This window comes from Nocardia sp. NPDC050799 (assembly GCF_040654015.1).
In the GTDB taxonomy this organism is placed as follows: Bacteria; Actinomycetota; Actinomycetes; order Mycobacteriales; family Mycobacteriaceae; genus Nocardia.
On sequence record NZ_JBFAHF010000033.1, the window covers coordinates 16,319 to 27,592 of the forward strand.

Annotated in this window: 12 protein-coding genes; 6 read left to right on the plus strand and 6 right to left on the minus strand. The window is 67.5% G+C overall.

The genetic code is table 11. The features are described from left to right. Positions 1-126: 126 nt before the first annotated feature. Positions 127-1,200, plus strand: a complete 1,074-nt coding sequence (locus AB0H42_RS27610) for a hypothetical protein (RefSeq protein ID WP_357061146.1) — start codon at positions 127-129, stop codon at positions 1,198-1,200. Positions 1,201-1,494: 294 nt separating this feature from the next. On the opposite strand, the gene AB0H42_RS27615 is transcribed toward AB0H42_RS27610, so the two are convergent. Continuing rightward, positions 1,495-1,986 carry a MarR family transcriptional regulator gene (locus tag AB0H42_RS27615; protein ID WP_357061149.1) on the minus strand — a complete coding sequence of 164 codons (492 nt, stop codon included), beginning with the start codon at positions 1,984-1,986 and terminating at the stop codon, positions 1,495-1,497. Between the two features lie 574 nt (positions 1,987-2,560). Next, positions 2,561-2,887 carry a hypothetical protein gene (locus AB0H42_RS27620; protein ID WP_357061152.1) on the minus strand — a complete coding sequence of 109 codons (327 nt, stop codon included), beginning with the start codon at positions 2,885-2,887 and terminating at the stop codon, positions 2,561-2,563. On the opposite strand from AB0H42_RS27620, the gene AB0H42_RS27625 reads away from it, so the two are divergent. Then, the gene (locus AB0H42_RS27625) at positions 2,880-3,200 is read left to right on the plus strand and encodes a hypothetical protein (RefSeq protein ID WP_357061154.1); all 321 of its coding nucleotides are present in this window, start codon (positions 2,880-2,882) and stop codon (positions 3,198-3,200) included. The two genes, AB0H42_RS27620 and AB0H42_RS27625, sit on opposite strands and share 8 nt — an antisense overlap. 309 nt (positions 3,201-3,509) lie before the next feature. On the opposite strand, the gene AB0H42_RS27630 is transcribed toward AB0H42_RS27625, so the two are convergent. Together AB0H42_RS27630 and AB0H42_RS27635 are read right to left on the minus strand one after the other, a co-directional pair. Beyond that, positions 3,510-3,995, minus strand: coding sequence for an FAD-dependent monooxygenase (locus AB0H42_RS27630; RefSeq protein ID WP_357061156.1), 486 nt, complete (start codon positions 3,993-3,995; stop codon positions 3,510-3,512). Then, a complete protein-coding gene (locus AB0H42_RS27635) occupies positions 3,878-4,312 on the minus strand; it encodes an FAD-dependent monooxygenase (RefSeq protein ID WP_357061158.1) in 435 nt (144 codons plus the stop codon). The genes AB0H42_RS27630 and AB0H42_RS27635 overlap by 118 nt, the downstream gene beginning before the upstream one ends. 225 nt (positions 4,313-4,537) lie before the next feature. Between AB0H42_RS27635 and AB0H42_RS27640 the strand changes: the two genes are divergently transcribed. The 3 genes from AB0H42_RS27640 to AB0H42_RS27650 all read left to right on the plus strand — a co-directional run bounded on the left by AB0H42_RS27640 (position 4,538) and on the right by AB0H42_RS27650 (position 7,454). Next, a complete protein-coding gene (locus AB0H42_RS27640; protein WP_357061161.1) occupies positions 4,538-5,098 on the plus strand; it encodes a hypothetical protein in 561 nt (186 codons plus the stop codon). A 62-nt stretch (positions 5,099-5,160) separates the two neighbouring features. Beyond that, complete coding sequence (locus tag AB0H42_RS27645; protein WP_357061313.1) at positions 5,161-6,441, plus strand: peroxidase; 1,281 nt, start codon at positions 5,161-5,163, stop codon at positions 6,439-6,441. Beyond that, entirely contained in the window at positions 6,441-7,454 is a 1,014-nt protein-coding gene (locus tag AB0H42_RS27650) for a hypothetical protein (RefSeq protein WP_357061164.1), read from the plus strand. Before AB0H42_RS27645 ends, AB0H42_RS27650 begins: the two co-directional genes overlap by 1 nt. Before the next feature lie 368 nt (positions 7,455-7,822). Here AB0H42_RS27650 and AB0H42_RS27655 read toward each other — a convergent pair whose 3' ends face one another. Further along, on the minus strand, positions 7,823-8,998 hold the full coding sequence (locus AB0H42_RS27655; RefSeq protein ID WP_357061167.1) for an MFS transporter: 1,176 nt from the start codon (positions 8,996-8,998) through the stop codon (positions 7,823-7,825). Between the two features lie 7 nt (positions 8,999-9,005). Further along, positions 9,006-9,713: a GntR family transcriptional regulator gene (locus AB0H42_RS27660; RefSeq protein ID WP_357061170.1), complete on the minus strand. Its 708-nt coding sequence runs from the start codon at positions 9,711-9,713 to the stop codon at positions 9,006-9,008. 216 nt (positions 9,714-9,929) lie between these two features. Between AB0H42_RS27660 and AB0H42_RS27665 the strand changes: the two genes are divergently transcribed. Beyond that, the gene (locus AB0H42_RS27665; RefSeq protein ID WP_357061172.1) at positions 9,930-11,261 is read left to right on the plus strand and encodes an MmgE/PrpD family protein; all 1,332 of its coding nucleotides are present in this window, start codon (positions 9,930-9,932) and stop codon (positions 11,259-11,261) included. The last annotated feature ends 13 nt before the right edge of the window (positions 11,262-11,274 follow it).

Sequence of the window (11,274 nt, forward strand, 5' to 3'; positions counted from 1 at the left end):
CGGCGACACGGCCACGCGGGGCCGCGGGCGGAGGCTCGGGCGGGCGTTCGGGGTGGGGACTCGGTGTGCCCCGGGAACGGGAGGACCTCGGTCGACGTCACTCCACCGGCATCGACCGTCGGTGGTGTGACCGGCTATCCCGGTGCCTCCTCCACCTTGGGTGACGTGGCCGGTGGATGCGCGATCGACGGAGGCGCCGGAGGCGCCGACGTCGTCGGCGTCGGGGGCCGGGTCGTGTTCGGCGCCCTGGTCGTCGTAGACCGCGTCGAGGTGGTCGTCGGCGACGCGGGTGTTGTGGACACCTCCGGTGACGTGGATGTGGTGGTCGAACTCGGCGGAATCGGGGTCGTTGTGGTGTCTGTGGGTGCCGTCGTGGTCGTCGTTGTGGTGCCGGTCGGTGCCGTTGTCGTGATGGTGGTCGGTGCCGTGGTCGGCACTGTGGTGGTCGCCGGGTCGGGTGTGACGGTGATCGTCGACGGATCGGCCGTCACCGTCTCCGTGCTCGGATCGGCTGTCACCGTGACCGTCGACGTATCCGTCGGAGTCATGGTGACGGGCACCGTGGATAGCGAGGTCGAGGTGACCGTACCCGGGTCCGGCACGCTGACCGTGGCGTGGACCGAAAGACTCACCGTGGCAGAGAAACTTGCGCTCACCGACGCATCGGTCGAATTTCCGGCCGGGGCATCCGTCGTCATGGCTGTCGTCGACTCCGTCGCAGTGGCCGTGCCGGTACCGGGGTCGGTGGAATCGGCGGCCGCCCGGCCGGCCCCGGTATCGGTAGTAGCCGTGTCGGGGCCCGCGGCGTCGCCCGGTACGGAGACCGCGCTCGGTGCGCCCGATGTCGTGCTCGGGTTCGTCACGCTGGTCCGGCTTCGGACGGCGTGGTGGTCGAAAGCCTTCAGGGTGCATTCGCCCGAGTCGTTCGCCCGCATCGGCGGGTTCGAATCCGCCCGTACCATGATCGTTATCCCGATCGCCGTGGTCAGCAATGCAGCCACCACACCCGCACGTGACATCTGCCGCCGGAACCGATCGGCCGATGGCCCCGCGGCCTGCCGACCGCCCCACCGCAGAATCCGGGGCCGTGGCGGCTCGGCGTCGATGTCCGGCTCTGCCACATTGTCTTCGCTGTTGTCACCTGTTTGCATTCGATATTGCTTTCTCCGTCGGGATGTGCCGACCGCTGGGAACCGGTGACGACACTTCGGACGGCACGGCCTGTGAATCCGTGACCGACCGGACCGTCTGCACCAAAAGAAGCGCGAGTGTCGGAACATTCAACTCCGGCAGTTCTGCCGAACGCCGAAGCGCGGGCAGTACGGTGTCGCCTCGCCGAACAGCTCGAGCGAGTCATCCGTGATTCAGGTATTTACCGAGAAGAGCAGTGCACGGACACCGGGCATCCGCACTTCCACACAGCACATTCTGGGCACTGAATTTCGAAGCGCCCCGTATTTCTCTCAATTCATGTAGGGCTTCGTGGTCGAGGTTTCAGGGTTTCGAGTAGGGATCCACGTCCCGTAGCCGTTGCCGGTGGATTTTTTGCAGTTCGCCCGCCCGGGTGAGAAAGTCGGCGATTATGTCGAGTTCGGCGGAGTCGTACGAGCTCAGCAACATCTTGTAGCTCTCGACGATCATGGGTACGACGAGTTCCTGTACGCGATGGGCCGCGAGTTCGGTGGCCATCACAATCACGCGACGACGATCGGTCGGGTGCAGCGATCGGGCGATGTAGCCCTGCTTCTCCAGCCGGTTGAGCATGATCGTGGCGCCGGCAGCGGTGAGGCCGAGCCGTTCGGCCAGCATCCCCGGCGTCGTGGCCTTCTCCTCCTCGAGCAAGACGATCTCCAATGCCCGCCGATCGGTCTCGTTCACGCCCAGCACTCTGATCAATTCGCGGATCAGATCCTCGACGGTGCCGTGATAGAACTCCAGGGCCCTTTTGAGCTCGACCGAGATGCGGGCGGTTGTTGTCGGGCGCATAGGCATTCCCCTCGATCACTTGAAACATGTAACCGCTCAACAGAAGTCACCGACGAGGGCGCGCTCGGTTGCCGAGCGCCCGATTCCGTCCGGGGCGTCAGGGCGATCGGTGGACTCGATGAATGCCGCGGGCCGCGGTGGCGCGGCGCGGATCGGAGGCAGCCGGGGAATCGCGAGTGCACGCCATCGTTTTCCCTGCATGCGGTAGGGATCGCCGCCGGGCGTCTGAAGCGGGCATGTGGGCTCCTGTCAATCGATCGGTCGGCAGCCCGAACCGCGGCTGACGATCATCACGAAAGCGGGCACCGCTCCGGCTGTCGAAGCGGCCGTCGCTGTGCCGGATATGCACTGTACGACACAGCGGCGGATGCGATACTGCGCATCTGAATATTCGGCCGAAGTGACTGCCGCTACACCAAACCCGAAGTAGGACAATCACTATCAGGAATGTGTCGCACCCGGCCCGCCTGGGTGCGACCTGGACCGGGCTGCTGGGACAACCCGGTCCAGGCATGTTCAGCACCGGCCGCCGGCGCGGGCGCCGATCATTACGCCGTGGCGCCTATCCGCGGGCTCAGCTGACAGTTGTGGTGGTGAGGGTCGGGGACGGGTTCGGGTAGCACGAGGTCGCGACATTGCCGACCAATGAGACGTTGGTCGTCATGGTCATGCCGGGACTGGTGTAGCTGGTCCCCGCGTACTTGCTGGTGATCGGTGTTCCGGGGGTGCCGGCGGTGACGTTGACGGTCACCGCCGGCGGGGTGAAGCTGGTGCCGCCGGCGATCGGACCCGGTACGGTCAGAACGACATTCCCACCCGACGTGGAGACGGTGCCGGCCACGGTACCCCCGGAGGCGGTAGCCGAGACCAATGTCGAATTCGCCGGAGTCGGAATGGTCATCTTCAGGTTACTGATGTTGTTCACGGTGAAGCCGGAAGCCGAACTGGGAACCGACGAGGCACCCGGTGTGATGGTGATTGCCACCGCGGAACCCGATGCCGCCGAGCTCGGCGCGGTGCCGGTGACCGATGTGGTCATGGTCGAGGTTTGGCCGATACCGAGGATCGTGCCCCGGCAGTTCCAGTTCACGCTGACGGGGGCGGCACTTGCCGGTGCGGCCAGACAAAAGACGGTAGCGACGGCCACCGGAGCAAGAATGCCGGCACGAAGCAGGGACGAAGTCGATCTCATGGCTATCTCCAGGAAATGTTGAGCAACGGTACGACTGGATGTCGAACCCGCCGAATGGGTTTTTAAAATATAGCCCGTTCTAATCTTTCTGTGTTCGAAACCGTCGATTCCGGCGTGCCGAAAAAAGCTTTTCCGGGATTAAATATCCACTCTGGATAGCTAATTCTGGAAAGGTTTTCCACGTGAATCGATGTTGTCTTGCTGCATATCGGCTCATTCATCACCGGGTGAATAGGCCTGCAATTATCGGAAATATGGGCCCGGCCTCAGATTATATCCACTTCTGCCCATCGTCAGCTTTCGTATGGTTACCGTTCACGGCATTCTTTACTCACCGGCTCGCCGGGCGATACGGAACCCGGCGCCGCCGGAGCCGATTGCGGCGCGGCTCCTGCCTGGTCGGGTCGGCGGATCCGGCGGGCGGGCGGCGCGCGAAATCCGGTGCGTGTTCGGGCAACACCCCGCGGCCGAGGAGATATGGGGGAATGCTGCGTATTACCGGAGTTCGGCGCAGTAATCGCAGGGTCCGGGGTGTGCTCGGGGCGCCGGCGATCTCGACCCGCCCGGTGAGAGCCGGCACGATCAGGCGGGCGTGCAGCACCCGCTGGACCGCCTGGATCACCGCCGTCGGGATGGCGCGGCGGCGCTGTACCCGGGCCGGATCGCGGGTGGTTGTGGTTCCCGCGCGCAACGGTGCGGTCAATATCCTGGCGGCGGCGACGGCGTCCTGGATCGCGAGATCGATGCCGACGCCCCCCACCGGGGACATCGCGTGCGCTGCGTCGCCGATGCAGAGCAGATCGTCGACTTGGCGCACTGCCGGTAGTCACCGCGGTCGAGCAGGACGGCGGCGCGGCGGGCGGTCACGACGGGGAGCGCTCCGGCGGGGTCGGTAGCGGTGCGAGGGAGACGGAACCACCACACATCCATCGGTGTCGGCCGGCTTCGCGCGGGCAGTCCGGTCGAGGCCCGGAGCGCCGAGGCGCGGCCGTCGCATGCCACTGTGAGGTCGGCGTGGATCGCGCCGGTCGCGCCGTCGGCCGTCCGATAGGCGCAACCGGTGACCTTGCCCGCTACCCGGATCAGTTCGGTCGCTTCGGTACGTGCAAGCCTTCGGCCGTGGTCGGCGACCACGGCCGAAGGGCGGTGTCGCTCTCGCCGATGTGCTTGGGCAGCGGGGTACGTCGCCGGGTCGCGAGGGGAAGGGATCGTAGGGTGCTGAGCGGCAAAATCACAGTTATCCTGATACCCGGCGGATGTGCCCCCGGGGCTCCTGGCATCGGGGGTTGCGGTTTTCCGGGTTCCACCGCGTGTTTGTTGGGTTTCGATGTCCGGTCAACTCCTGCCATGGAGGACGATATGCCGACGAACGATCACGAATGGAGCAAACCCGCGGCGCTGGCCATCCCCAGGGAGGGCTATTTCGAGCTGGAGCGGGGTCGGTACGGCCCGACCTACCCACGGACCCCCGCCTGCTACGGGTTCTCGATCATCGCGAAGGTCAAACCGGGCCGAGAAGAGGCGATACGCGCGTACGGGAAGCAGATCGAAGATGCCGTAGCAGATAGTCCGAATGTGCTCGCGCCGCTACGGCTCCACTATCTGCGGTGGCAGTTGTTCGATGTCGGCTCCGGCTTGCACTTTCAATATCAGGGCATCTTCGATACCGACTTCGACAAGTACACCGAGGATGCCGTGGCCCTCTTCGGAAAGACCGGCATCACTACCGTTTTCACCAACCTCGAAGGGTTTCCCGAGGATTGGCGGGAGAATACCGAGGCCTTCGCCCGATTCGTCCGCGAGCATCAGGTCCCGAGTTTCCTCGAATACGGCGAGTACCCCTACGTCACCGCCGAGCGGATCAAGAAGGCGCTGCGGCTCGAGGCCGCGTTCTCCGACATGCTCGATCAGATGCAGTGATTCCCGTGCCGACCCTCGAGCTGGACGATATCCAGCACATCCTGCTGACCCGTACCCCGGCGATGACCGGCCGCTACGCGTTCCTGTCCTTCGACGATCCCGCCGGCGGCCGGGCCTGGCTGACCGCGCTGGTGGACCGGGTCCAGTCGGCGGCCGACGCGCGCGCCACGATGGACAGCTCCGAGCGCTGGATCACGCTGGCCTTCACCTGGCGCGGGCTGGGGGCGCTGGGAGTGCCGGAGGCGGCGCTCGCCACCTTCCCCGACGAGTTCCGGGAAGGTATGCCCGCCCGCGCCGATATCCTGGGCGATACGGGGGCCGGCCACCCGGACAACTGGGTGGGCGGGCTGGCCGATGACGACCTGCACGCCATCGCGATCTTGTTCGCCCGCACCGAGGACGAACACCGGCGATGCACGGCAGAGCACGACCGGCTGGTGTCCCGCAGCCCCGGTGTGCGGGTGTTGTCGTACCTGGATCTGAACGCGACGCCACCATTCGACTATGCCCACGACCATTTCGGTTTCCGTGACCGGTTGTCCCAGCCGGTGATGAAAGGGTCCGGCGAAGAACCGACACCGGGCTCGGGTGCACCGCTGGAACCCGGTGAGTTCATCCTCGGGTATCCCGACGAGGCGGGGCCGCCCCGCGGACTACCGCAGCCGGAGGTGCTGTCCCGCAACGGCAGCTATCTGGCCTACCGGCGACTGCAGGAGCATGTCGGCGCGTTCCGGGATTATCTGAGCGAGCACGCCGATACCGCGGAAGGGCAGGAGTTGCTCGCCGCGAAGCTCATGGGCCGCTGGCGAAGCGGCGCCCCCTTGGCCCTGGCCCCCGAACGCGATGATCCACAGCTGGGGGCGGATCCGCTGCGGAACAACGACTTCGACTACCAGCAGACCGATCCGCACGGCTACGCGGTGCCACTGGGCTCGCATGTGCGGCGACTCAACCCTCGCGGCACCGCGGCCGATATGAACCGGCACCGGATGATTCGCCGTGGTGCCACCTATGGTCCGGCGCTGCCCGAGAACGCACCTGAGGACGGGGCGGACCGAGGCATCGCCGCGTTCATAATCTGCGCGAGCCTGGTTCGCCAGTTCGAGTTCGCGCAGAACGTCTGGATCAACGACAAGAATTTCCATGAACTGGGCAATGAACACGACCCCATCTGCGGCGCGCAGGACGGCAGCCTGCAGTTCACGATCCCCAAGCGGCCCATCCGCAAGGTGCTCGCGAACCTGCCGGCCTTCACCACGCTCCGCGGCGGCGCGTATTTCTTCCTGCCGGGTATCGGAGCCCTCCGGTATCTGGCCACCCTGGACAGTGGAGAGGCGACATGATGAACACCCCATCGCCCGCCCGCACCTATAACCAGACCCACGTCCCACGCAGACACGATGGGCGCCGGCGGATAAGCATTTATTGGGCGTGGAGCTACCCGTGGGAAGCGCAACGCGATCCCGCGGAGATGTACAACCGCTTCTCCACGATGACCGAAGTGCGCAACGCCGCGTGGCCGGGTTACGAGACCCCTGCCTTCGACGCGGCGCACTTCCTGCAGGGCATCGCCGGCACACTGGAGCTGTTCCACCGCTCCACGCTGGCGTTCCAGCGGTTGGCCGGTGCGGTGACAGGTCATCCCGTCGCCGTGTTCCAGCGCATCGACCAGGCCGGATACACACTGCCGATCGATGAGCGGATCCTGGCCGACACCGATACGCTGATGGTATTCGGGCTCGACCACCTGCTCTCCCAGCAGGACGCCGCGCCCGAGGAGAGCGCCGCGGTCCGGGATTGGCTGGAACGCGACGGTACGTGCCTGGTGTTGGCGCCGCACCACGACGTCGGCTTCACCGACGACGATACGCAGCGGCAAACGGAGTACGAGCATCACGGCGACCGGCTGGTACCCCGGCAACAGCGATTCGGCCGGTACACGCGTTCGCTGATGAGAGCCCTGGAAGTACCGGTGAACAACATATGGGGTCTGCGCCCGGCGGTCGTCGACGGCACCCGGGAGATCGCACCGCTGACCGCCTTTCGCGATCTGGATACCCCCCAGTTGCTGGACGATGTCACCACCTTCAACTTCCACCCCCACCTGCCGCACTACGAGCTCACGGCACCGGAAAGCGACTCGTTACGGGTCCTGGGTCGCCAGCGCATCGATCCGGGGCGGCCCCACCCCTTCACCGCGGCCGGTAACACGGAGTTCAACGCGCTGATCTGGATGCCACCCACCGACTGGCGGGCGGGCGACATCGTCCTCATCGACTCCACCAACTTCACCACCCTGTTCGGCGGCACCGACAGTCTCGAGAGCCTCTGGCGCAATCTGGCGACCATGAAATGACCGGGCCCGGCACACGGGACCGAGCTCGAGAAGAACCGACAGCCACAGCATGATGAGTGCCACGACGACGACGGCGCCGACAGTCACGAGTACGTTCACGACTCCTCCTGACCGGCTCGAAGGGGGTCGACCTCCGAGGGCGGGTTGTCGACGGCATTGTCGGCGCATTTCCCCGACGCGGTCGCGATCGTCGACTCGACGCGCACACAGTGCGGCGGTCACGACCCGCCGACTTCAGGATGACGCCTCGTACACCGAGCTCACAGGGTCGAAGGACTTCGCCGGCCGAGTACTTCGTCGCCGGGTGAAGGGGCCGGGCAGTACCCGGGGTTCACCCATTTGCCGATGGGGGTCGATGCGGCGCCGGGTCAGATGCCGCGGGTGGCCGAGTGGGTGAGCAGGCCGGACGAGATCAGCAGCAGGCCACTGACGTGGAAGATGGCACCGACGCCGACCAGGCCGGAGAGGCTGCCCGCCAGCACCGGTACCGTGACCTGGCCGATCCGGTTGCCGGCCAGTCTGACGGCCAGTGCGGCGGCCCGGTTGCGCGAGTCGGCGATCACGGTCACCCAGGACATGGTGAGCGGCTGGCCGACGCCCCAGAAGAAGCCCATGAGCAGCATGGCGAGCATGAGCGGGACGACTGCCGAGGTGAACGGCACGAGCGCCATCGGCACTCCGGAGGCGAGGGTGGCGGAGACGAGCAACCATCGCCGCGGTATTCGCCGGAGCAGCATCGGCATGGTCGCGCGGGAGAGGACGGAGGTGACGGTCCGGGCGGTGAGCAGGGTGGTGACCATAGCGACGCTGAGCCCCATCTCCTGTCCCAGGACGGGCAGGTAGGCCATGAGAAGGTCCATGGCCGTGAGCACGGTCAGGCTGGAGTAGATGGCCGGTTTCATGCCCGGTGTGGCGAGCAGCCGGAAGGTGGACTGCTGCCCGTCGGCAGCGTCGGACCGGCTGACCCGGGTGGAATCCCCGGGCGCGAACAGGAAGGCGAGCGGCACGGCGGTGAGGGCGATCGCGGCCATGACCAGCAATGCCGGGCCGGTGCTGACCGAGCCCGAGGTTTGCGTGGTCAGGGTGGCCACCAGGCCGGCGATCGGGAAGCCGAGCAACTGGCCGGCGGAGACGCCCAGGGTGAGGTGGCCGAAGCGCGCGTCCATGCGCTCGGGCGGGGACCACAGTGCCACCATGCTCTGGCAGGCCACGGTGTGCAGCATCTGGGCGAGCCCCAGGAGCGCGCTGGCCACCCCCAGCACGATCAGCTGGGAGCTCGCGGCCGCGAGCACCACCGCGACCACGGTGAGGCCCAGGCCGACCCGGAGCGCCGGCACGGCCAGGCCGCGGTCCACCGCACGTCCGATGCGCAGGGCGGCGATGAGCGGTAGGACGGCGAACGCCGCGGTGATGACGCCCACGGCGAGGCCGTCGCCGCCCAGTGCCAGGGCCCGGTAGGAGATCAGCGTGCGGACGCCGCTGAGGACGGTGTGCGACAGCAGCGAGGCGGTCGCGATGGCAAGGAACCAGGCCGGTCTGCGCAAGATCGGGTCAGCGTCCGGCCTCGGCGGCGACCGGGGTGGCTCCTTCGGCCCCGTCGGCTCTGAGGTCCGTGTCGGTCTGGCGTAGCTCCCAGGCGTGCAGGACGTGGTCGCGCATGGCGGCGCGGGCCGCGGCCCCGTCGCGGCGCTCGAGCGCCGCCAGGATCAGGTCGTGATCCTGGTCCAGCGCCTGGCAGAAGGACTGGACGCCCCACAGGGTGACGGAGGGTTTGAACCGTTCCCACAGGTGCCGGACCGAGTCGACCACCGCCGCCGAGGTACCGGCGTAGATGGCGAAGTGCAGTTCGCGGTTGAGGACGGAGAGCCGGGCCGGATCCTCGCCGGCGGCCGTGGCGTTCACCAGGGTCTCGTTGGCTCGGAGGACCGCCCGGAAGTCGTCGTCGGTCATGCGCTCGCAGGCGATCTCGCAGGCGAGCCCCTCGAGTTCGGCGCGCATCCGGTAGAGATCCTGGGCCATCTGCGGCGTGAAGTCGCGGACGGTGGCGCCGCGGTGACTGGTGTAGTCGACGGCGCCGTCGGCGGCGAGGATTCGGAGCGCCTCGCGGACGGGGGTGGGGCTCACGCCGTATCGCTTGGCAATGGCGGTCTGGCGGAGTTGGTCGCCGGGGTTGATCACGCCTGCGTCCATGTCGGCCCTCAGGCGCTCCAGCACGTAGGCCGTACGGCTCTGCGGCAGGGGTGCGTTGGTCTGGGTCACTGCGGTCGGCTCCTGATCGGACTCGGTCGTCTGGCGCCGGCACGCCGGAACGCCGACTGACTGGGGAGCCTCAGCCTAACACGGCAATATTCGATAGATCAGAAAAAAGATTCTATAGAACATATTGACGCGACCGAGCGCTCTCTGTCAGGGTTATGACCCGGCTCACGTGATCGACGTCACGGGCCGGACCGCAATCGCACCAGGAGGCACCCGGTGGCCGAAATTCCCAACCGGCGATGGACACAGTTGACCGACCCCGACCGCGAACAGCTCCGGCTGCTGCTCGTCGACGCTCTCGCGCTCGCCGCGGCGGGTACGGCATCGCAGGATGCCCAGCGAGTCCTCGCCGGTCTCGCCGCGGTGGGGCGTGGCGAGGTCCGGGTCCCGTGGACCGATCTGCGACTGTCCGCGCCGGCCGCCGTGGTGGCGATCTCCACACTCATCCACGCCTGGGATTTCGACGACACACACGACGAGGCGGTGGTGCACACCGCGAGCGTTGTGGTGCCGGCCGTCCTGGCGGCCGCCGCCACTGCCGGGGCGAACGGCGCGAGCGTCGCCGACGGCCTGGTCACCGGCGTGCATCTCCTCTCCCGGCTGGCCCGGGTGACCGGCCCGCGCACCGGCGTGATCCGTACGGCGGGGCTCGGCTCCCTCGCGGCCGCGGCGGCTGCCGCCACCGTCTGGGGACTGCCCGCCGACAAGGTGGAGCACGCCGTGGCGCTCTCCCTCGGTGCTGCGCTGGCGCCCGGCACCCGGCAGGCCGTGGTCGACGGTTCGGTCGCCAAGCGGATCCAGCCGGGGCTGGCCGCGCAGTTCGGTATCACCGCGGCCGCGCTGGCCGCCCAGGGCATCGAAGGCCCGAGCGGGTGGTTGTCGGGCGATTTCGGGCTCGCGCCGGGCTCCGGTGTGCGCTGGGACGACCTGTTCACCGGTGACTTCGAAGGCCGCTGGGTCGCGGTGAAACCCTATCCCGCCTGCCGTTATACGCATGCGGCACTTGCGGCCGCGGAGAGCCTGCGCGACCGGCATCCGCGCTGGGACGAGGTCGAGCAGGTGCGGGTGCACGTCCCGGAGGGATCGGCGTATTCGCTGGTCGCCAGGCCCTACCAGGATCGCGGTGTCCCCCTGGTGGACGCCCAGTTCTCCATTCCGTGGCAACTCGCGGCGCTCTGGGTCACCGGGCGCTACGACCTGACCACCCTGCACGGCGGCGACCTCGGCAACCCCGAGATCGCCGCGGCGGCCGCCCGGATCACCGTCGCGCAGGACCTACCGGAGAGTTCGGTGATGACCGGCGCCCGCGTCGAGGTCCGGACGACCGACGGCGCCCACGCCACCGCCGAGGCGCCGATGCCCGGCGCTGGTGGCACGACCTGGGCGGCACTCACCCGCAAGGCCGGCTCCTGCCTGCGGGTCGGCGCGCACACCGACCCCGATCGCGCCGTCGCCGAACTTCGGCAGCTGGCCGACCGATTGCCCGGACTCGACGCGCCCGCCCTGGCGGCCGTCCTCGATCACAGCACTACGACACCCCGACCGTAACGAGAGACGAACA